Origin of the sequence: Anaerocolumna xylanovorans DSM 12503, from assembly GCF_900143645.1 — a bacterium.
Taxonomy (GTDB): Bacteria; Bacillota; Clostridia; order Lachnospirales; family Lachnospiraceae; genus Anaerocolumna; species Anaerocolumna xylanovorans.
On sequence record NZ_FRFD01000010.1, the window covers coordinates 107453 to 130604 of the forward strand.

19 protein-coding genes and 1 other annotated feature are annotated in these 23152 nt (G+C 40.9%); of the genes, 2 read left to right on the forward strand and 17 right to left on the reverse strand.

The window, feature by feature from the left end; all coding sequences use genetic code 11:
• The first annotated feature begins 457 nt into the window (after positions 1 to 457).
• Entirely contained in the window at positions 458 to 3181 is a 2724-nt protein-coding gene (locus BUF11_RS16965; RefSeq protein WP_073590055.1) for a transglycosylase domain-containing protein, read from the forward strand.
• 296 nt (positions 3182 to 3477) lie between these two features.
• Here BUF11_RS16965 and spoVAE read toward each other — a convergent pair whose 3' ends face one another.
• The 16 genes from spoVAE to BUF11_RS17040 form a co-directional block, all read right to left on the reverse strand.
• Positions 3478 to 3834 (reverse strand): stage V sporulation protein AE, encoded by a 357-nt coding sequence (gene spoVAE / locus BUF11_RS16970; RefSeq protein ID WP_073590056.1) that lies wholly within the window; start codon positions 3832 to 3834, stop codon positions 3478 to 3480.
• Positions 3835 to 3906: 72 nt separating this feature from the next.
• A complete protein-coding gene (locus tag BUF11_RS16975; RefSeq protein WP_073590057.1) occupies positions 3907 to 4956 on the reverse strand; it encodes a stage V sporulation protein AD in 1050 nt (349 codons plus the stop codon).
• A gap of 39 nt (positions 4957 to 4995) precedes the next feature.
• Complete coding sequence (spoVAC, locus tag BUF11_RS16980; RefSeq protein WP_175562090.1) at positions 4996 to 5502, reverse strand: stage V sporulation protein AC; 507 nt, start codon at positions 5500 to 5502, stop codon at positions 4996 to 4998.
• Between the two features lie 70 nt (positions 5503 to 5572).
• Entirely contained in the window at positions 5573 to 5995 is a 423-nt protein-coding gene (locus BUF11_RS16985; RefSeq protein WP_073590058.1) for a stage V sporulation protein AB, read from the reverse strand.
• Positions 5985 to 6614: a stage V sporulation protein AA gene (locus BUF11_RS16990; protein WP_073590059.1), complete on the reverse strand. Its 630-nt coding sequence runs from the start codon at positions 6612 to 6614 to the stop codon at positions 5985 to 5987. The genes BUF11_RS16985 and BUF11_RS16990 overlap by 11 nt, the downstream gene beginning before the upstream one ends.
• On the reverse strand, positions 6583 to 6786 hold the full coding sequence (locus BUF11_RS16995) for a hypothetical protein (protein WP_073590060.1): 204 nt from the start codon (positions 6784 to 6786) through the stop codon (positions 6583 to 6585). Before BUF11_RS16995 ends, BUF11_RS16990 begins: the two co-directional genes overlap by 32 nt.
• A gap of 139 nt (positions 6787 to 6925) precedes the next feature.
• Entirely contained in the window at positions 6926 to 7672 is a 747-nt protein-coding gene (gene sigF, locus BUF11_RS17000; protein WP_278277154.1) for an RNA polymerase sporulation sigma factor SigF, read from the reverse strand.
• 20 nt (positions 7673 to 7692) lie between these two features.
• Positions 7693 to 8112: an anti-sigma F factor gene (gene spoIIAB, locus BUF11_RS17005; protein ID WP_073590062.1), complete on the reverse strand. Its 420-nt coding sequence runs from the start codon at positions 8110 to 8112 to the stop codon at positions 7693 to 7695.
• Positions 8113 to 8145: 33 nt separating this feature from the next.
• Positions 8146 to 8532: an STAS domain-containing protein gene (locus BUF11_RS17010; RefSeq protein WP_073590063.1), complete on the reverse strand. Its 387-nt coding sequence runs from the start codon at positions 8530 to 8532 to the stop codon at positions 8146 to 8148.
• Between the two features lie 291 nt (positions 8533 to 8823).
• Entirely contained in the window at positions 8824 to 10227 is a 1404-nt protein-coding gene (locus BUF11_RS17015; RefSeq protein WP_073590064.1) for a tetratricopeptide repeat protein, read from the reverse strand.
• Between the two features lie 49 nt (positions 10228 to 10276).
• Complete coding sequence (locus tag BUF11_RS24455) at positions 10277 to 10420, reverse strand: hypothetical protein (protein WP_170866704.1); 144 nt, start codon at positions 10418 to 10420, stop codon at positions 10277 to 10279.
• A 78-nt stretch (positions 10421 to 10498) separates the two neighbouring features.
• Positions 10499 to 13162: a valine--tRNA ligase gene (locus BUF11_RS17020; RefSeq protein ID WP_073590065.1), complete on the reverse strand. Its 2664-nt coding sequence runs from the start codon at positions 13160 to 13162 to the stop codon at positions 10499 to 10501.
• Between the two features lie 278 nt (positions 13163 to 13440).
• Positions 13441 to 13652 (reverse strand) — a binding site (T-box leader).
• A 128-nt stretch (positions 13653 to 13780) separates the two neighbouring features.
• Positions 13781 to 14944 (reverse strand): hypothetical protein, encoded by a 1164-nt coding sequence (locus BUF11_RS17025; RefSeq protein WP_073590066.1) that lies wholly within the window; start codon positions 14942 to 14944, stop codon positions 13781 to 13783.
• Between the two features lie 28 nt (positions 14945 to 14972).
• Positions 14973 to 15839 (reverse strand): hypothetical protein, encoded by an 867-nt coding sequence (locus tag BUF11_RS17030; protein WP_073590067.1) that lies wholly within the window; start codon positions 15837 to 15839, stop codon positions 14973 to 14975.
• A gap of 14 nt (positions 15840 to 15853) precedes the next feature.
• A complete protein-coding gene (locus BUF11_RS17035; protein ID WP_073590068.1) occupies positions 15854 to 17119 on the reverse strand; it encodes a DUF5716 family protein in 1266 nt (421 codons plus the stop codon).
• 33 nt (positions 17120 to 17152) lie between these two features.
• Positions 17153 to 20740, reverse strand: coding sequence for a DUF5717 family protein (locus BUF11_RS17040; RefSeq protein WP_073590069.1), 3588 nt, complete (start codon positions 20738 to 20740; stop codon positions 17153 to 17155).
• 111 nt (positions 20741 to 20851) lie between these two features.
• Between BUF11_RS17040 and BUF11_RS17045 the strand changes: the two genes are divergently transcribed.
• Positions 20852 to 21967, forward strand: coding sequence for a pyridoxal phosphate-dependent aminotransferase (locus BUF11_RS17045; RefSeq protein WP_073590070.1), 1116 nt, complete (start codon positions 20852 to 20854; stop codon positions 21965 to 21967).
• Positions 21968 to 21979: 12 nt separating this feature from the next.
• Here BUF11_RS17045 and BUF11_RS17050 read toward each other — a convergent pair whose 3' ends face one another.
• Entirely contained in the window at positions 21980 to 22819 is an 840-nt protein-coding gene (locus BUF11_RS17050) for an endonuclease VIII (protein ID WP_242952397.1), read from the reverse strand.
• Positions 22820 to 23152: the final 333 nt, after the last annotated feature.

Genomic DNA, 23152 nt, shown 5'->3' on the forward strand with positions numbered 1-23152 from the left:
GGCTTAATAAAAACCAATTTATAACAACTTTTGTGATATTTCTGTAATTTTACGAGATTTTTCCAGTGCTACAGTTTGTAGCATCTGTGCATAAACACTTTCCTACAGTCAAATCACATGGTTTTTTTGTATATACTTAACATATATCTTTTCAGATGGTATAATGTAACAAGTGTGAAAAATATAATATATTTTTTACACCCCTTGTTTATGCAGGACTTTTGCAGCAAAATATTTCTTTATTTTGCAGGCTTTATTTGATATAATAACGGGATAAAGAAGGTAGTGTGAATTATTGAAAAGCATAATTCACACAAATGCCTGAGAAATCCTCGGCACAAACTTGCGGTGTACTGAAAAAGGCATGGCTGTTAGTAAGAAAAATGCATTGCATTTTTTATACACAAATTTATGCTGACGCCCAAATTTGCGGCGCGTTGGCAGCATGGAGGTTATTATGGATTTTAGCAAAAAAGGAACCGCCAAAAAGCAGCAGTATATAAAATCTGCTTCCAGGAAAATCGCGACAAAAGCAAGCGTTGCTGTATTCCGGTTATTTCTGGTAGGACTGGTTTCCCTCATAATTATTGGCTCCTATCTGGGATTTGGCGTTTTGAAAGGACTTGCCGACAGCGCCCCCAGTATAGATCAGATTAATGTCGTCCCAACTGGTTTTACCACCAATATATATGATAAAGACGGAAATTTAATTGATACCTTAGTAGGTGCAGAATCTAACCGAGTTTATGTTACTATAGATAAGATTCCCAAGGTTCTTCAAGATTGTGTTATCAGCATTGAGGACGAACGTTTTTACCAGCACAAAGGTATAGACATGCAGGGTATATTCCGTGCCTTTTTTAATGGTATTAAATCCGGAGATTTTGACCAGGGGGCCAGTACAGTAACCCAGCAGTTAATAAAAAATCAGGTATTCAACGGCGGTGCCGAGGACAATTTTGTCGACAGGTTCATCCGTAAAATACAGGAGCAATATCTTGCCATTCAACTGGAACAAAAATTAGAGAAGGATCAGATATTGGAATATTATCTGAATACGATTAATCTTGGCGCCGGGACTTATGGGGTACAGACAGCCTCCAAACGTTATTTTGACAAGGATGTCGGAGAACTCACCCTTTCAGAAGCAGCAGTAATTTCTGCTATTGCACAGTCACCTACCAATATGAATCCCATATCCCATCCGGATAACAATGCCCAAAGACGTACACAGATTCTTGATAATATGAAGCGTCTGAATAAGTGTACCGAGGAGGAATATAAAGAAGCCTTAGCTGATGATGTTTACTCACGTATTCAAGCCGTAAACGAAGAACAGTACGAGAACTCTTCCTATAACAGCTATTTTGTGGATGAGCTGATCGAACAGGTTATCGCTGATCTTCAGGAAGAAAAGGGATATACGTATACACAGGCCAGCAACACCTTATACAGCGGCGGTTTAAATATCTATACAACTATGGATTCCAAGGTTCAGTCAGTCCTTGATAATGTGTATACCAATGAGGATTATTTCCCCAAGATGGGTACGGATTCCTTCTGGGAACTGACTTATGCACTTTCCATTGAGAAAAAGAGCGGAAAAACCGTTCATTACCATACCAATGACTTGTTGACTTACAACCATTTAACTTCTGCTTATTTCTCTTCCAAGAAAGACGCACAGAAACTGATTGAAGATTTTAAAGCAGCAAAGGTAGAAGTCGGTGATACGATTCTGGGTGAGAAAACCAACCTCATAATCCAGCCGCAGTCATCCATGGTCATCATGGACCAGCATACAGGGTATGTTGTGGGATTAATAGGCGGACGGGGTGAGAAAACAGGAAACCGTACCTTAAACCGTGCTACCAATACTACCAGACAGCCTGGTTCCACCTTTAAAATACTTTCCACCTACTTACCTGCACTTGATTCCGCAGGTATGACTTTAGCAAGTGTAATAGATGATGCTCCCTTTAGATATCCGGGCACCGACAAAGACGTAAAAAACTGGAACGGTGAAACTTACGAAGGCTTAACCACTCTTCGGAGGGCAATTACCAGGTCCATGAATATTGTCACAGTAAAAACCCTGGAAAAAGTAACGCCAAAACTTGGTTTTGACTACCTTCAGAAACTAGGCTTTACCACACTTGTAGACTCTATGACCTCCGACACCGGAAAGGTCTATTCCGATATTAACCTTTCACTGGCTTTAGGCGGTATTACAAAGGGTGTATCGAACCTTGAGCTGACAGCAGCATACGCTGCTGTTGCCAATGGCGGAGTTTATTCGAAGCCAATCTTCTATACGAAGATACTGGACCACGACAATAAAGTACTCCTTAAGAACAAAACCGCTGTCCGTCAGGTCATGATGGAGTCCACTGCTTTCCTTTTAACCAATGCCATGGAGGATGTTGTTAAGAAAGGTACCGGTACCTTAGTCAGGTTCCAGAAGCTTAACATGCCAATTGCCGGAAAGACCGGTACAACCTCCGATAACAATGACGTATGGTTTGCAGGCTATACTCCGTATTACACAGCCTGCATCTGGTCCGGTTATGACAATAACAAAACACAGACTAACACAAGTTATCATAAGATTATCTGGCGGGATGTTATGGAACAGATTCATAAAGAATACGCTCTGGAACCTGTTCCCTTTACAATCCCTGATTCCATTGTCCAGCGGACCATCTGTACCAAGAGTGGTAAGCTTGCTGTGGAGGGGCTCTGTGATAAATACGAAGGCGGTTCAACGGTAGCCACCGAATATTTTGCTAAAAATACGGAACCCACAGAAAAATGTGATGTTCACGTGAAGGTTTCTATATGTAGTATATCGAACAAGATAGCAAATGACTTCTGCCCGAAATCAAAGGTAAAGGAAAAGGTCCTGCTGGTAAAAGAAGAAACCGCCAAAACAATGGATACTCCTTATATACTGCCAAAGGATACCTGCAATATCCACAACGCGAAAAATTCAGGTCTCCAGAATATCCTTCCATTGCCCGGTGATAATATCACTCCTTCCATAAGTCCGCCGGCTGCTACACCTACTGCCCCACCGGCTAACCCGGATACCGGAAATACAGACAATGGAAATACTACCGGAAATACCGGTACCAATGATGATGTCTACGATCCAGAGTTTGATTATAATTATAATAACTGATTTTTAAAAACTTCTTACTTTAGTTTACAAAGAACTATACAGGATAATGTGTCTGACGGGTGATGTTGCACCCGTCAGATTTTCCATATTGGGGACAATATTTGGTATTCTTGCATTGGTTATAGACAGAAAGAGGAAGCAAAAAGTTGTGCTTTTGTTTGCTCTCGTCCCCATTGTAATAACTTGTGTTTCTTTGGCTCTATTTCTCGCAAGTGGAGCATATGCGGACTTATAATGACACAACTTGAAGCGCCCTGTCTTTAACCTGGTAGGTTTAGGACAGGGCGCTTCTTTTATCATCCTTTCATTTTTGGACTAAAAATCAGGGAAGCAATATAACTGAAAATCAAGGCTCCGGCTATACCCGCCGATGTAGCCGTCAAGCCGCCGTTAAATATCCCCAGAAAGCCATCCTTATCAATTGCTTCCTTTATCCCTTGAAACAGGGAATTACCAAATCCGCACAAGGGCACTGTTGCTCCCGCACCGGCCCATTTCTCAAAGGGCTCGTATAGACCTAACGACCCCAGCAGGGCTCCCAGGCAAACCAGTATTACCATGATACGTCCTGGCATGAGTTTCGTATTATCCATCAATATCTGTATAACTGCGCAGATTGCTCCGCCAATCAGAAATGCTATTAAATAATCCATAGGAATCCTTTCTTAAACCTTGATGTAACAGGTTTATTAATTTTAGCAACTTTATAATTCACTATCCGCTTCTTACATTCCCTCAATCATTACGCCATGGGCAATACCGGGGACAGAATTGCCTTCGTTAAAGCTTACCGTGGAAAGAAGTGCTCCGGTTGGTACAAAGAGTACTCTCTTCCATTCTCTTCTTCTAAGCTTTGGTATCACATAGCTTGTAAGGGTTATGGCACTGCATCCACAGCCGCTTCCTCCCGAATGAGTATCCTGTGTATCTTTATCAAACATCTCGATACCGCAATCCATATAATTCTTCGAGATATCATAACCCTCCTGCTTTAACAAATCGATTAAGATATCCTTTCCGATATACCCCAAATCACCGGTTATAATCTTATCGTAATATTCCGGTTTCACCCCAAGGTCATTTAAATTGGCAGCAATGGTCTTATAAGCTGACGGTGCCATGCAGGCTCCCATATTCATAGAATCCTTCACACCGTAATCAACAATTCTTCCTACGGTCACACCTTTTACACAGACCGGCGCTTCCTTTTCCTGTAACTCTTCCTTTCTATTGTCGTCTTTGTCCAATATGACCGCTCCGCTTCCTGTGACCGTCCAGCTCGTTGCCAATGGTCTCTGGCTTCCATATGCCAGAGGAAACCGAAACTGCTTTTCAGCTCCGGCAAAGTGACTGGAAGTAATTGCCATAACCTTATCTCCATAACCGCCGTCTACCAAAACAGAGCCTATTGCAATGGATTCTCCCATTGTAGAACAGGCGCCGTATACACCAAACAGCGGAATCTCAAGATCCATAATACCAAAGGAGGTGGCAATCAGCTGTCCAAGCAAATCTCCTCCTACCATATATCTGATATCGTCTTTTTTCAGGCCTGCCTTTTCAATAGCAGCATCTGCCGCCCTTCTCATCATCCTGCTTTCCGCATCTTCCCAGGTATCTCCACCGAACATCGGATCCTCCTCTACCTGGTCAAAATACCTGCCTAAGGGTCCTTCTCCTTCCTTTTTACCGGCAATAGAAGAGCCCGCTATGATATAAGGCGGATTCGCAAACAAGAGGCTTTGCTTTCCGCACATCTTACTGTTATTTTCCATAATTCAACCTCATTTCCGCACTGTTTTAAACTTTTATTTCTATATCACTCCCGTTTTCATCAATATATAATAGATAACTCCAAGAACCCAGGAGGAGAATACACCGTATAGTATTACAGGTCCCGCTATGGTAAATATCTTACAGCCGATACCAAAAACCTGCCCTTCTTTTTTAAATTCCACTGCCGGAGCCGCAACAGAATTGGCAAATCCGGTAATCGGAACTACCGTACCTGCACCTGCGAACTTCGCAAGCTTTGGATATATATTTAATCCTGTCAGAAGTACCGACAGAAATATCAGGGAAAGAGCCGTGTAAGCGGATGCCTGGTCTTTATTGCACCCCAGGGAAGTGTAATAGTTATTAAAGGCTTGTCCGATAATGCAGATAACTCCTCCCACCCAGTAAGCATTAAAGAAATTAAGTACTTTATTATGGGTAGGTGTTTTATCCTTGACATATTGGTTGTATTTCTCTGCCTTTTTTGCTTTATCCTGTTCCTTCACCACGTCAGCAGCACTGACCTGCTTTTTATTATTATCCATTTTAGGAACCTCCTTTTTGACCATGAATGAATGCCTTACTATTTTACATAAATCTGATAAATTTTATTCTTTATTTTTTATAATGGATAAAAAGTTGAAAAAAGGCACCTAACCCCTTTCCAAGAGCAAGAAACAACACAATTATAGGTATTCCCATTTTAAGTTTTAAACGGTGTGTCATTATAGGGAATATCTGAATTACCTCTTCCAGGGCTACTGCAAGGCAGCCTACAAAACACCCCATAAACAGTCCGAATACCATTAGCCCCACTGTCCCCACGGGTATAGGAGGCTTGAATAAATCCAGTATATTTCCAAAGACAGAGCCTACTACAACAATGTCTTCATACAGAAGAATTCTCTTGGCAGTATCGGTTCGGATAGCCAGTCTTGTGAGCACACCTACAATCGTTATAAAGGCTACTATTCCGGCAGCGATTAAGATGCCTCCTGTCAGCCCCAGAAAGATAAGAAACAGATATTTAATGAACATCAAAGGATTTCCCCTCCCTCGTACTGTTTTCAATCAGGGTATCATCCATGTCGGACTCATATAATCTTAACTGCACCTGCATTGGAGTAGGGTCATTTCCTGTCTTTAGCTTGCTGAAATGATTAAAGAAAATAATAATGCCCAAGGGCAGCCCTACGGCATAGGATATTTCAAGCACAGAGACCTTCACCTCATCCGTACCTATAACGGACTTATAGATGATTTCAAATATCTTCGATACATTGGCATCTTCATTAAAAGTCATTATTGTAAAAGCTGCCCCGAAAAACACAATGCAGCAGACAAAAGCTACCTTAAAGTACTCCCATAGCTTCTTTTCCTTTCCGAGTGGCTCATATTGTATAATAAAGTCTGATTCTCCAAAATTTATAATTTCAATATCGGGGTAATTCCTGTGAATAAGCTCAATTAGCTTCATAACGGAAAAAATATAATTGTTCTTTTTATCGTCTTTGATAATATAAAGAACCTGCTGGTATAATTCATCCGTAACCTTATGTTCCGGCGAATAGAGCTTTGCCACATCTTTTAAGCGGATAACCTTATGGTGAACCAGAGTACTCTTTTCAATCTTTATATATAGGCGCATATTCTTCATCAGACACCTTTCCTTTTATATCAGCAGTCTTGAGATATTCTTTTTCATAGACAAGCGTTCCTTTATGAAAACTTTTTTCCGTATCCTGTGTGAGAAAAGCTACCGCAATACCTGCTGCAATTAACAGGAGCACTGCCGCAAAAATCCAAATTTTTTTTTGTCTGAATGCCATCTCTATCCCTCGTCTTTCTAGATATTGTAAATAAAAAAACAGCATCTCTTTTACAGTGATGCTGTTTTGTAAATTTTTCTATTTATACGGATATTATCTGCTTACTTTTCTTTTCTATTCTGGTAATGATTCCCATGCTTTAAGACATTTTTTCCCGCATTTTCATAAGTATTTTCTTTTCCAGACGGGATACCTGCACCTGGGAAATTCCCATTTCTTTTGCAATATCCGTCTGCGTTCTATTCATAAAGTATCGAAGCCTGATTAATTCCTGATCCTTCTCATCAAGAGAAGCTATGGTTTCCTTTAATGCAAGCTTATCAATCATATTTTCGCTGTCATCATTTGTCTGTTCCAATTTATCAATGAGATAAATGGCATTCCCATCCCCCTGATAAATCGTTTTATATAAAGATTCTACCTCTGCTCCGGATTCCAACGCCATAAGTACTTCTTCTTTTGCCAGATTCAGTTCCTTGCTGATTTCCTCCAGTGTTGGCTCCCTGCCATAAAGGCTTCCCAGCTTTTCTCTGGTAATGCGTATTTTCCCGGCTGTTTCCTTCATGGAACGGCTTACCTTAATGGCTCCGTCATCTCTTAAAAACCGCTTGATTTCTCCCATAATCATGGGTACCGCATAGGTGGAGAACCTTACTTCATAGGACATATCAAACTTATCAATGGCTTTGATCAGTCCTATCGTTCCTATCTGGAACAAATCCTCCGTCTCATGTCCTCTGGACATAAATCTTCTTACAATACTCCATACCAATCCTATATTCTCCGTTATAACCCTATCCCTTGCTTCCTTGTCTCCGGCTTGCGATAAACGGATTAATTCGATTGTGTCCACTGTTTCACTTCCTTCCTGCCGCCTTGGGTTTATCAGGATATCAGTCTATTTTCTTAGTGGATTTTCTTTTTCATCTTTACAATTGTGCCTTTGCCCATTTCTGATTCTACATCCAGCTCATCCATAAAGGCCTCCATAAAAGAAAATCCCATACCGGATCTTTCCTCCTCCGGTTTTGTCGTAAATAGCGGCACCATTGCCTGTTTAATATCCTTTATGCCTTTGCCCCGGTCACGGACCTCCACATAAACCTCATGCTCAAATATTCTGCAAACTACAACTACTTTTCCTTTCATTTCTTCATAGCCATGAATAATTGCATTGGTCACGGCTTCTGAAACAGCAGTTTTGATATCGGAAATTTCCTCCAGTGTGGGGTCAAGCTGCGCTACAAAGCTTGCCACTACGGATCTTGCAAAGCTCTCATTCTCAGATCTGCTGTCAAATTCTAATAACATTTCGTTGGTATCCATACTTATCCTCCTGTTCAAATCCCTTTCCCCGGTTTAACGGCTCCTTGCAACGGCCTCTTCTATGGAATCAAATTTCGGAACTATCCTGTACAGCCCGGACATTCTGAATATTCTGTCTAGATTACGGTTAATGCCCGTTACAAAAATCTTCCCCCCGGAAAGCGTGAGCCTTTTGTAACGTCCCATTATGACCCCGATACCGGAACTGTCCATAAAATCCGTTCCGGAAAAGTCAAATACAATGCTCTTAATCTGCCCCTTATCAAGCAGCTTGTCCGACTGCTCCCTGATGGACAGGGTATTGTGATGGTCTAAATCCTGCTTCACCTTAATAATGAGGCATCTATCCTTAATATGGTACTCTGCAGCCTCCTTTCCGCTTGTACTGCCCGCTTTCTTTAATGGTTCTTGTTTTTCCATGCATACCTCTCTTCCGGATATTCTTTCCTGACTTTCATTTCAATCTTACAACTCCAATTGATATTCAAGAAACAAAAACCTTACCCGCCTGACTTTATCATAAAATCATAATTCTTCTGATTCCTATGCAAATTGCCGCACTTGAATCCCAAATGTTTACATTTACATATTTTAACATATATTTTTTGATTCGTCTATATAAGAAAAGACAATTCCAATTAATTTTTGGAATTGTCTTTTCTTTTGCTTCTATATTTATCTTTCTGTTTATTCTTAGGTTGTTTCTGCTATCTACTGGATATCTGTCATTCTTTGCTTGGCATCATTTACACGCCAGGAATCCGGGAATTTTTCAATGACAATATTATAGTATTTCTTTGCATTGTCATAGTCTCCAAGCTGGTGATAACTCCGGCCGATAAAATATACCGCATCTACATTTGTCGCATCCAGTTCATAAGCACTTAGCAGATTCTTAAGAGCATCATCATATTTTCTGGCCGAATACTGGTCATGTCCTTTTTCATAAAGTGCAGCCGAGGCATTGCTTCCAACCGCCTGCTTGATATTAGTGTAAAGAGCCACGGCTTCCGTTTGTTCAAGCTTATCATTCTGAATCTTCGCCAGTTCATCTGCAACCGCCAGATAATCTATCTGCGAGCTGCTGCCCTTTTGCAGCTCATTGATATAGAGAGCTGCTGTCTTTATAAGCTGTTCATAGATAGTGTCATCCGACTGGCTTCCCTTTAATTCCTCAATCTGCTTGTTCAAGCCGTCAATCTTTGTATCCTGGCTTTCCTTTTCCTTCTGGACGGAATCATACTTTTGCTGCCATTCATTAACAGCGGCACTGTTGTCATTAATCTTCTTACTATATTCGCTCTGATAATTATCTTTTACAGTAGGAAGTATTAAGAACATCGCTCCAAGAATACCCACTGCGATACCGATAATCAGGTTCACAAAAGGCCATATATTGGGCTTATCTTCCTTATAAGGTGCATGGGAAAAGGCTATAGGCTCTGCTATTACCTTGCGTTCTTCTTTTCTTTCTGCCTTTCCGTCTTCTGCCGAAGTACTGGTAACCTCATTTAACTCCTTCAGATAACGAAGAGTGGTCGTATTGGAAACATCGATTTTACTTGCTTTTGTCAGATTCTTTAGGGCCTTCTCCATATCACCGGCCTTCATATACAAAAGAGCCAGCAATTGAAGTGCCTTTACAAAATGGGGATTTAAGTTTGTTACCTTCTTAAGCTGTATAATAGCCAGGTCCTCATTCCCCTGCTTGGCTGATAAAAGAGCAGCATTGTATCTTTTCGTGGTCTGGTTTAAGTTTTCAAGCCTTGTAGGATTAGCCTGCACTAATTCCATATACCTGTCTGCATCATTGGTTTCCTGCTGAAAGTGTTTACTGATGACCCATTCACTTAACGCAGCAACCGACTCTCCCATCTCATAGTAAATTAAACCCAAAAGATTTCTGGCATCGGTATTCCTTTTGTTTAACTCAAGACTTTTCTTTAATATGATGACAGCACCGGAAAGGTCCCGCACCTTTGATTTCTCAAGCCCTTCATTATAATACCGGTTTGACATCATATAAACTTTCTTATAAACAGTCAGGTCTTCACCGCAGCATTCACAGCGGTTATTCTTACCCTGTATGCTCTTGTTGCATGCCGGACATATCATGTCTTTTTCCCGCCACTTTAACGAAAGAATCTGTGTGGCTTCCTTTCCTTTAATTTCTATCCTTGATTTCCTTAAGCATAGTCTTAATAATGTCTGTTATGTCGGACAAATCGTTGCTGTGAATTACTTCCTCAGCCTGGTCAACCTCAAGGCTTGGCTGAAATTTAGCTATCTCTTCATCAAAATTAATCATGCTAATCTCCTTACTGCTTCCACGTCTTTTTATTTATTATCTTACCCATAATATGGTTAAAAATCAAGTGTATTTCTCTTAACTATTTTTAAGATTTTTAAGGCGTTCCTCTACCTGTTCCATAAGCTGGGTATACCTGGCCAGTTTTTCTTTTTCTTCCTGAATCTTTGCCTCCGGTGCCTTGCTTACGAACCTCTCATTGGATAACATTCCGTTTACACGGTTCAATTCACTGGTAAGACGTTCCTTTTCCTGGTTCAATCTTTCGATTTCTTTCTCTATATCTACAAGCTCCGCAAAAGGCATGTAAATAACCGCTTCCGGGATAAGGGCTGTAACCGCATCGGATGGAATTCCGTCAGTATCTGCCTGTATCATGACCTCCGAAGCATAGGAAAGAGTAGCAAAGAAGGCTTTGCTGTTCTCAAAAATTTCTTTTATTCTGCCGCTCTCTGTCACGATGATAACGGAAGCCTTCTTGGACGGAGGAACATTCATGCCGGTACGTACTGTACGGATACCCTTAACGGCTGCTTTGATTAATTCTACCGCTTCTTCCTCCCGGTTAAAGGCCAACTTCCCCTCATATACCGGCCAGTCAGATATCATAATGGATACCTCTTCCCCATCCTTTCCTTCTGCCTCTTTGAGAGTACAATAGATTTCCTCCGTAATAAAAGGCATATAGGGATGAAGAAGCTTTAAGGAGGTTATAAGCACCTGCTTTAAGGTCTGGATTGCCGCACTCTTGGTCTCATCGGTATCACTGTAAAGTCTGGGTTTTACCATCTCGATATACCAGTCGCAGAATTCCTCCCAGATAAAATCATATATTTTTTGAACGGCAACACCAAGCTCGAAGTTCTCCATATTGTCGGTTACTTCTTTGACTAAGGTATTGCATTTGGATAGTATCCACTTATCAGCCTGGGTCAGATGAACTTCTTTGTTTCCTTCGTTTTCTGCCTTTTCTAAGTTCATCATAATAAAACGTGAAGCATTCCATACCTTATTGGCAAAGTTTCTGCTGGCTTCCACTCTTTCCAGGTAAAAACGCATATCATTTCCCGGTGCATTTCCGGTAATAAGAGTAAGACGCAGGGCATCTGCACCGTACTTATCAATGATTTCAAGGGGATCGATACCGTTTCCTAAGGACTTACTCATCTTTCTGCCAAGGGAATCCCTTACCAGTCCATGGATTAATACCTTCTTAAAGGGAGCCTTACCGGTATATTCATAGCCTGAAAATACCATGCGGATTACCCAGAAAAAGATGATATCATAGCCTGTTACCAGTACATCCGTGGGATAGAAATAGTCAAGGTCTTCGGTATTCTTTGGCCAGCCAAGGGTAGAAAACGGCCACAGGGCAGAACTAAACCAGGTATCCAGCGTATCCTCATCCTGCTTCAAGTGGGTATGACCGCATTTCGGGCAGACTTCGGGCATTTCCCTTGTTACCACTACTTCACCGCATTTATCGCAGTAATAAGCAGGTATCCTGTGTCCCCACCAGAGCTGCCTGGAGATACACCAATCCCTGATATTATCGGTCCAGTTAAAATAGATCTTATCAAAACGTTCCGGTATAAAAGCTATCTCACCGCTTTTTACTGCTTCTATGGCAGGCTTAATGAGCTCGTCCATCTTAACGAACCACTGCTGCTTGATTAAGGGTTCTACAGTTGTATTACATCTGTCATGAATACCGACATTGTGGACATGCTCCTCTACTTTCTTTAGAAGTCCCATCTCCTCCAGCTCTTTTACCATAAGCTTTCTGGCTTCATAACGGTCCATTCCTGCGAACTGGCCGCCTTTTTCGTTAATGGTGGCATCATCGTTCATGATATTAATCTGTTCCAGGTTATGCCTCTTACCAACTTCAAAGTCGTTAGGGTCATGAGCAGGAGTTATTTTAACAACACCGGTTCCGAATTCCCTGTCAACATAGGTGTCTGCAATAATCGGAATTTCCTTGTTTAAGAAGGGAAGAATGACATTCTTTCCAATCAGAGCTTTATAGCGCTCATCCTCCGGATGTACTGCTACTGCAACGTCACCTAACATAGTTTCGGGTCGGGTGGTAGCAACTTCTAAGAATTCCTTTGTTCCGGCAATGGGATAGAGAATATGCCAGAAGTGTCCTGTCTGCTCCTCATGTTCCACCTCTGCATCGGAGATACTGGTCTTACATACCGGACACCAGTTTATAATACGGGAGCCCTTGTAAATCAGCCCTTTTTCATAAAGCCTTAAAAACACTTCCTCAACGGCTTCTGAACAGCCTTCATCCATGGTAAACCGCTCTCTGTCCCAGTCACAGGAGGAGCCCATTTTCTTTAACTGGCTGATGATACGTCCGCCGTATTCATCCTTCCACTGCCAGGCTCTCTCTAAGAAGCCCTCTCTTCCAAGGTCCTTCTTATCAATTCCTTCTTTTTTCAGCTGTTCAATGATCTTTACTTCCGTTGCAATACTGGCATGGTCGGTTCCCGGCTGCCAGAGCGCATTATATCCCTGCATTCTCTTAAATCTTGTAAGGATATCCTGCATGGTATTATCCAGGGCATGCCCCATATGAAGCTGTCCTGTGATATTTGGCGGAGGCATTACGATGGTAAAGGATTTTTTCGATTTATCCACCTCTGCCTTAAAATATTTCTTATTTATCCACTTGGCGTAGAGTCTGTCCTCAATATCGCCAGGATTATAGTTTTTTTCAAGTTCCTTCTTCAATTCATTTCCTCCTTTGGGTTATTGATAGCTTTCCCAATTTTTATATTTTTGTTATACTTATTTTACAGCTTTATCCTGCCTGCAATGAAGATTTCAGGACAAACATAAAGGATGTTCCATACTTTCGGAAAATAAGAAAGAGTCTGGCTTGCCAGACTCTGCGCTGATGCGCTGTCACGCAGTGACAACTTCCTTGGCGCATCATGTGCATCCCGCCCGTAGGGCTTTTTATCTTATAGGATATAATTTCCTATAAGATAAAAAAAAGGTTCCCCGTCAGAAAGGACGAAGAACCGTGGTACCACCTTTATTTACAGCATAGATCAAGCTGCCTTTTCTCTGTAACGGGATCGCCCGGTATCTCCTACTCTTCTTCAAAGATACAGTTCGGGAGCTACTTCAATAAGCAGTAAGCAAGACAGTCTTTCAGCCCACGAACTGTCCTCTCTGGTACACTTACCTATCTAATCCTCTCCGTCATAACATTTTACGTTATTTTATTGATTTAACCGACTTATCCCCATGCATATCGCTGGCTTGCCTGCGATACTGCTTAAATAGAGAATTTGAAAAATGTCTTTTATTTTTCAAGCTATGAATATCATATGAAAACTTTTCTTATCTGTCAAGAGCGATTCCTTTCTTTTTTAAAAGCTCTGCCACATATACCTTATTTTCATCGTTCTCTCTCGTAAACTTTTCAATTTCTTCTATGCATTTTTCTTTCAGACGGTTATTCTGCTCTATCCGCTCCTTCAGCTTCTGCCTTCTTTCAAACAGGGCCTCACTGACCTTATCCATCTCCGCTTTATCTAGCAGTGCTTCTAACTGATATGCCCATATTTTAGAGTCTGACACCATTTCTTCCTTTAAATGGGAAGTCAATTCCTTGCTGTAATATTCCATCTGGTCCTTGCTTAATTTATACTGGTTTTCATCTTCTCTTTCCTTTTTATACTGCTGCCATAAAAAGCTTAACTTTTCCTGACTGTCAACCATGTACTTGGCATAGCAGTAATCCAACGCATTGGTATTATTGATATATTTTATCTTAACCTTATTCAACAGCAGAATAGCGCGGTTAAGCTTCTTCTCTGCTTCTGCCGTTTCCCTTTTATTTTCCTTGGAGCGAAGGAAGATATAGGCTGCTGCCGCTGCGTCCATAGCAACCGTCAGCATAAAGGGCAGCTGCATGTTAGCTTTTGTCTTTATATTTATCCATAAAAATACCATAAATAACAAAACAGAAAGAACACTGGTTGTAATTCCTATGGTACTAAGGGTTTTCTGGTTTGCCTCTACATCTTCTTTTTGGTGCAGTAACGCTGTTTTCTCACTTTCCAGATACTTAAGGTCATTTTGAATCACCGAACTGTAGGATTCCCATGAACTCATTTTCTTCAAATCACTTGGAATACTCTCCTCAAACTTTGCAAGATTCTGATACTGGATATCTTTAATCTTTCGAACTCCTTTTTTATATCTCTCCCTGTCCTTTGATAATGTCAATATCTTTCTGGCCAGATCATTCACCAGTTCCCTGTCTTCTCTGTCCATGCCCTCAATTTTTTGAATATCACTGATATAAGAGGTAACCGCCTGGAATTCTGCCTTTAATTCCTGTGCCTGAAGTGTGCTTTCAACAACCTGGTCACAGCTTTCCTCAATAAATTCCTTCTTTAAGACCGTATAGTCTGCTGTCGTTAATTCTTCTGCTATGGAAACCGTCCCATTCTTTTGTTCTTTTGTCTTCTCCTTACTTTTGCGTTTCCAAAATCCCATGTAGCCATCTCCTTTTATGCTTACCGGATTATGAATTCTCTGACCGGTATTCCTGTTTATAGCTATGAATGATTTTTCTTGCCCCTTGTGTAAAACCAATCAGCTTGCCGTCCTCTTTTGCTTCTTTTAGCTCCTCGGATTCTTTATATTCCGAAGAAGATTTGTACCTCATAAGGCTGTCCCTTATCTCTTCCCTGATACCTTCTACATATGCCTTGTCAATATTTTCTTCGTCACTGCTTTCCTCTGATTTTAATGGCTCTATAAATTCCAACCCATCCGTACTGCTTAACAGCACACAAAGCACATACTGCCTTTTGGATTCTTCCCTGCCCGTCATCTCGTAAGCAGCCTTAAAGTCCTTCGCCGCCCTTTTAAACCCCTCCGTATGCAGTCTGCAAATACCTTGGTTATGCCTGATTCTTCCTGCTTCTTCCTTTAAGAGAGAATAGGTCGCATCCCCGGCAAGAAGGCTTTCATAAATCATCTCCGCCTCAAAATACCGTCCATGCTGTAAAAAGGATTCCGCTTTTTTTACAGCCATCTCGGTGGGTGATACGTTCTTCCTTTCACTTTGTTTTATAAGGAAATTCTGTACCTCTTCCTCCTTATAATAGCAGTCGCCGGAGAGCAGGACCAAAGCCGCTTCTGTCAGTGCATCATAGCCTGAAAGCTTTTTCTTAAGCTCCCGTATCTTTTCTGCCTTTTCTTTCAGGCACAGCTCATTTTCCAGCCAGGCAAGAAAGGCTTCCTCATATAATTCATCGGTCAAAAGCAGCATATTATGATAGATATAATAATAAAGCTCCTCTGCCGTATATATACTGGTACCGGTTACCTTAAAGCGGTAGGGAAGCTTTGCTTTATTTTCTTCACATGCTATTAGTATTCCCATACTCTCAAGCCTCCTTATAGCTTTATTTCCTGTTCCCAGCTTAGCCCGGAAGAAGGAATCATCTGCCCAAACCCTTTATCATATACATTGATAACAGCTGTCTTCCTGTCCTTAAAGGAAGCTGAAATTTCTATCCTTGTAGTCTTATCTCCTCTGACCTGCAAGCCTTCCAGAATCATTTCATGGTATTCCTTTTTTAAGGTAAATAAATCCTTTACCAATAGCTTTAAACAATTATCTCCTGTCAGAATAAACTCCTGGACCAAAGGCCCTTCATACCATGCTTTATATCCATCCCATAAGGGTATCTCTGTGGATTTTCCGTTTTTTATACCTTCTATGAACAGCAGGGAGGTTACCTGGTCTGAATCAAGAAAAAGGAACTCCTTCTTCTTTTCTTCCTCTTCACTCTCTCTTGCTGCATAGCAGGCTCCCTTCGCATAAAGATTCTGTCCCTTAAAAACCCTTCTTCCGACACACAATTCCTTTAGTGCATTGTCTGCCCAGTCTCCCTCAAAACCACAGCCCGTTACATATATGGTGGTAACAAGCTGTTTATGCAAAAGGCTTTTAGCAAGATTTAAAAAGCAGTATTCCAACCGCTCCTTATCTCCCTTAAGTACCTCCTCATAATCTAAAATATCACCAAAATCCCTCTGGGTAATTCCAACGGGTATGGGAGTATATTTTCTATTAATGCTTATCTGCCTGTAATGGAATTCCTCTTCATCCATATGAAAAAGGCCGACATCATTACTCCATAATTCTTTTTTCTGGCTTAGGGCATAATATTCATAGCTTACGGAGTGGCTCTGTAAGATCAATCTGTCCTCTTTAATACCCAGATTGGAAAATACCTCCTTAAGCACTGTCCTTATACTTTCATTCAGCTCGCTGGCAGTCACCGTAAGCTTTGCAATGCCCTCTCCCGGAAACTTTAAGGTCACCAGGGTAAGGCATTTGCGAAAAAGCTTTTCCAGCAGATAGGCAGGTGGATAAGCGGTATCATACAGCATGGTTTCTGTCCCATCCTCTGTCCTTTTTAACAGATTATCCGCCACCTGGCACAATCCCTTTTCCTGTAATTCCAAAGCCTCTTCACCGAATACCCACTCTTTTGCACCTGCTTTAAGTCCTATACGTGAAGGATAGAAATATGGCCGGTCACCTTTTCGCAAAGTAACAGATTCCGGTTCCAAGGTCTTCTGATTATAGCAGCATATCTGGATATCTTCATTTCCAAAATCAAATCCTAAAAACAAGCTTCTTTTTTCAGCCATATTGCCTCCTTTCTTTAAAGCGTCCGAACTTTGTCAAATGCCGAACAAATCCTTTATCAGGTACCGGTTTTCCCCGTAATGTAAAATACTCTCCTGCACACTTTCATAGTCGTTCATTTCAAGAGCCGTTATCATAAAATTTATCTGGTCATAGGGGGTATCCTCTTCCTCTGATATCTCCTGTTCCGCCTTTAAGCTCCCGCTTTCAGTTATAACTGCCTGGGGACCTTCTCCCTCCGATATATAATATTGAAGGCTTTCGTCTGCAAAGAGAATGAAATCCTTTACGTGGATACCAAGAAACATATCTGTCATTTCTTCCTCCGTAAATTCCTCCTGATCCTCCATGCGATAATGAATGAAAACCCTGTGCCCCGGATTGGATATGTATTCTACAAAGCAGCTGCTGTTTATTTTCTCGTTCAAGGGTAAGACCCCTTTGAAATCCTTGAAAAAGGGCAGAATAATTCCCCTTCTTAAGAAACGCTGCAGATTATAATCGATAAATTCCTTCTCGCTTTCATCAAAGCACTCTTCTTTGGAAAGCTTTTTTAGAAGTGCCAGCATGCACACATCATTTTCCTCATATATCAGCTCTCTTCTCATGACCTGAAACAATTCGCCTTTGAGAATTCTGCCGTTAATAAGGTATTTATATGCATGATAGGATAAGAATGCCCGGATCAGCTTCCGGTTGCATCCTCTCTGGTAATATTTTAAGAATACCTGGGGGGAATTAATCAGATATTCTCTCGTTAAGAGCATCTGCATCAACAGCCTTTCTTCCAGAATGCAGGTATCAACCTCAAAGCCGCAGGCTGCTTCCCAAAGACTGTATAATTCCCTGGTGGCACCTTCGTACTGCCTTGACAGGTATATTAATATTTCCTCATTATATTTACCTGCCTTATAGATATAAAAGCACAGCTTTAGCACAAGTTCATCATCTTCTGATGTTTTCTCACTTAACAGCCATGTGCATATCTTTATCAGCCTGTTAATCTGGATGTCCTCAAACCCGTATTCCTCTAAGGCCTTTTTTGCTTCTCCATAGAAATTCCGTATGATAAGCAGCTCGGTAACTTTTACCCTGTCGGCTTTGGCAAGATTTTTCAGTGTAATCTGTTCCAGATAATCCTCCAGGTAATCTCCCTGGAAATTATCATAATAAAAAGAGATTAATTCCATCTGAATCTTGCTCTTATAGCTTTCTTTCAGAAAGGGAAGTTCCAAAAGACTTCTTCTTATCTGGACAGATTCGTCATCAAACTTCTGGTAAGTGTCTATTTTATCGGCATAGTTTAGGAGTACCATCGGATTCCTGCACGTATGCTTTAAACAATCCATCAGATAATTGTCTTTTCCAAGGAAGGGATACAGGGTATAGGCAACTGTCTTCGCATAGCGGTTATCCTGGTTATCCACAAGCAGGATTTCATGATTCTCGGTATAGAGGTCTATCAAAGTACAATTTGACACCAGGGGAGTATATACCTCCTCACCGGTTTCTGCATGTACCGTTATCACACCTTTTATGCTACTGTTCTTACAGCATAATTCCTGCTTAAACATCACAAAGGAGAGGTCCTCTCCGATTTCTTCGGTAAAGCCGTTCATTGTTATGAGTTCTTCATAGACAACAGAGAGGTTTCTGTCAATAACATGCTCCTTTAGCATCCTTTTCCCGAAATTCTCAATTTTCTTACTATAGCTTCGGTAAATGGAAGCAAGTTCTTCTTTATTTTTTATAATATAAGCATAGAGAAAGGCCCGCTTTCTATCACTTAGGCTGCTATTATAAATGAAGTACAGCAGCACAGGCATGGGCAGCTTGTTCTGCTCCTCTTCGTCATAGGAATAAAGATAGTATTCATACAGCTCTGTAATGCGAAGCTGTTCCTTTACTCCCTGCTGATACCATGTGAAATACTTCTTTCCTCTTTTATGTCCTTTAATTAACAGGCTTAAAATTGCCGTTAACAGGTTACTAAGAAGTGCCTGTTCCTCATTCCCATCCTTTTCTGAAAAATTCCGGTACAGTAATGTCAGGCAGTAATAAATGCCGCTTACAAACTCTCTCTTCTTGGCAGCAAGATAGGCAAACTGTCCTGCCAATTCGCCGTCTGTATAGTTTTCCTTGGCACCAAACAGCAGCACCTGTATCTCAAAGTCTCCTAGCTCTGTTAATTGCACCGGATTCTCCTTGTAGATTAAAAGTGCTTCAAAATAAAGATAGGGACTGCGACAGCCATGATAAAACTGCTCCTTTAAAAGCTCCAGTGCCTGTCCTTTATTGCTGTCAAATTTCCTGTCTATGTATAACAAAAACCATACTATCCTATAATCATAGGAATTCATATGGTAGATATCTCTTATTTCCTTTAAAGCAGCCGCAGCTATCTCCTCACTCTTATCAATAAGCGCAAGAAGATACCAGTAAGCGCATACGAAAGCCGGCTCTTCCTGCTTCTTTTCCATGACTTCTGCCTTTAAGGTATTTAACGCGGCCTTTGCTTCATCTTCCTTTTCTGCTGTCCCCATATCTGCTGTCTGCATCAAATGGATTTCCAAAAGCTTATACCATAACAGGTTGTTCTTATCTCCCGATTTTAAGCCCCTTAGTTCCGCCGCTGTATTTTGGGTATATTCCTCAGGACTAATGCGGTTTTCTCTGAAATTCAGGTAATTTCTCACACAGGAAATGACTTTTTCCCTGATATGTCTTTTTCTGTGCTTCTCTTCCTCTTTTTCTGACTTGCGCATTGCCGTTATTTCAACTACAATTGTATCATGAACAGAGGATAGAATAATCTTCCCGTAATTTCTTCCCTTCCGCATTTTAGGGGGTTGTATTACAAATTCCAGGGGATAGGTATTTCCTACAAAATAGTCCGACCATATGATTTTATGCTCCGGTACGATAAAATCTCCTTCACAGCTTACCCGTATCTCTTCATACCCCCAATTATCCTTCATTAAGACAATCTTATCCATGAAGCTTTCCGTACCCACTTCATATTCAAGGATATTCTTATCTACAATGAAATTAACGGGAGTTTTTTTACGGACTGCAATAAGAAATTCTTCCAACGCCTGGCTTGCCGACCTGCTTTTCTTTAGCGCATCATACAATACCAGATATTTTTTATCCCGGTATCCAAGAAATTCACGAAATCCTTCTGTCTTAAACAGCTTTACTGCCTCGGCCCAATCAGTCTTGGCCAGATTGGTAAAATGAAAGAAATCCTTGACCTTCCCAAGAGAGGAATTCAGATAAGGAGGTTCTGCCGTAATAAAGAAAGGGATTCTGGCTTCTCCGCTGTCGCTTACGATATCAAGAAAGCCCCGTACCATATCACCGGGTACCAGTGTGTTTGCCTGCACGGTATAGGCTATCTCACAGCGTTCTCCTGTAAATACATTCTTCTCTGTCAAAAAATAAGTACTGGAAGAATACAGCTGCCCAGTGAGTATGGTGCCAAGAGAATTCCAGACAGCAAGTGTTCCTTTATAGCAGCCGCCTGCATCCACCGTTATAATAAGCTCTTCTTCCGACAATAATAAAGCAGGAGACTCATATTCAAAGCAGCCGCCAGCCAGCTGTTTTATCTTCTCTTTCAACCAATTCACCTCAAGACTTGATTATTCATGTATTGTGTTGCAATTTTTTACGTTTACATTATAATTATTATAACACTAATCGACAGGATTTCGCAAGGGAAAGGATGGACTATGATAAACCCTAAGGAACATTTTCACGGAAGTGATTTAGAAAAAATAGAAAAGTATTACGGTATCAAAAAAGAGGATATTATCAATTTTGCAGGAAATGTTAATCCCCTTGGCATATCCCCGGTACTAAGAAGAACTCTATCCGGCCACATTGATGCCATAACGGATTATCCCGACAGGGAATATACCTCTCTGCGAAAAAGCATTGCTGCCTATGTCAATAAAGATATGCAGTCAGAAAAAAAATGCAGCATAGAACATATTCTGGTCGGAAACGGCTCTACAGAGCTTATTTCCCTGTTCATTCAATTCATTAAGCCAAAAAAAGCCCTGATATTAAGCCCCACCTATTCTGAATACGAGAGAGAACTTACCCTGGGCGGCAGCAGGATTGAATATTTTCCCTTAAAGAAAGAGGAAAACTTTATCATAAATCTTCCTGCTTTAAAAGAAAGCCTTGATAACTCCTGCGATCTTTTTGTAATCTGCAATCCCAATAATCCAACCTCCTCTGCCATAGATACAGATACCATGGCAGAAATTCTTTCCTTTTGCCGGGACAGAAATATTTATTGCATGGTGGATGAGACATATGTAGAATTCACTCCTGATATTTCCTGCGTTACCTCGGTTTCTTTGCTTTCTTCTTATAAGAACCTGATTGTCATCCGGGGAATATCAAAGTTCTTTGCTGCTCCCGGACTTCGCCTGGGCTATGCCCTGGTAAGTGATGACGTACTGATTAGCCTTGTAAATGAGAGAAAAAATCCCTGGACAATTAATATACTGGCTTCCCTGGCAGGTGAAATTATGTTTTCCGATGAAGAGTATATTAAAGAGACCAGAAGTCTGATAAGCGGCGAAAGAAACCGTATCAAGCATGAGCTGGATAGGATACCCGGGTTAAAGTACTATGAACCTGCTGCTAACTTTATTCTGCTGCAAATAAAAAATGCTGATCTTACCTCCCACGATTTGTTTGAGAGAGCCATAAGAAAATCTATGATGATTCGTGACTGCTCCACCTTCACAGGGCTTGGCAGCCAGTTCATCCGTTTCTGCTTTCTCACAAGAGAAAATAACGATAAGCTTTTAGATTGCCTGAAAGAGATATAAAAATAGAGTGAATTATTCCTCCCTTTGGCAATGCTCACAAAAATACACAGTGCCGCCTAAGAAGCTTTCTTTATGAATCAGGTATCCGCATTTTGTACAGGGCTCCCCATAGGTCTTCTTACTCATGTATGTCATATAACGGCCTGTATTTCCGAATAAATCTTTTTCCGTATCTCTGTCGCCGCCCTCTATCATCTCATTCAGCACTTTCTTTACCGTCTGATACAGATTCCGCATATCCTCTTCGGTAAGGGTACTCATTTTACGTTTGGGATGAAGTCCGGCCTGAAAAAGCATATCCTGAATTACTCCGTTTCCAATTCCGGGAATTCTTTGTTCTGTGGCAAGAAATGCTTTCACAGACTTCTTCTGCAGGGATTCGTTATAAAGTGACCTAAAATACTCATAGGAAAATTCACAGCTAAGGGGTGATGGTTTTTCACAGGAACCAAGGTAATAAGGATTATCATTCTGACCCTCTTTAAATGCCCAAATCCCGCCATACATTTGGATTGTTGCTGCAAGTGCCGAACCATCTGTGAATTCAATATAGAGCTGGTTCTTTTCCGGCACCTTTCCAAGGTCATCATAAAACCGAAGCGCAGCTCCGTCTCCGATAACAATTCTGCAATCCTCTGCTTCAATTTCAACCATTCCGCCTCTGGCAAAGGAAGTCCCTATCTTCTTTCCTTCAAGCAGATTGTTATAATCATTAGGGTCTCCAAAATACCATGCAAACTTATGGGGAGACTTATTGGCATTGGCAAACCTGATAACTTTTCCTTGGACGGTCTCATTCATCTGTCTGGCAATTGTGCTGCTTTCCGGTATTTCTAACATACTAATAACCATGCCTTTCCTGTACCTGCAAACTTTGGGCCGCAGGCACAAATTTGCGTGAAAAATGCTTTCTATTTTTCACACTAACACCCATGCATTTCGCAAGTTTACTTGCGAAACTGCCTAAATAGAAAGTGAAAAATGCTTTCTATTTTTCACACTAACCTCTTTCTTTTCAGTTTTCTTCCTTAAAAACCTCTGAAACCTGAAAGCCGACTTTGATATATTTATCGGAATAAGCAAGAAAATTCTTTACATTTATATAAAGCTGTATTTTCCTGATTTTTGTAATATAATATATCCTATACAAACATATGATAATTCGTAAGAAAGAGGTGTACCATG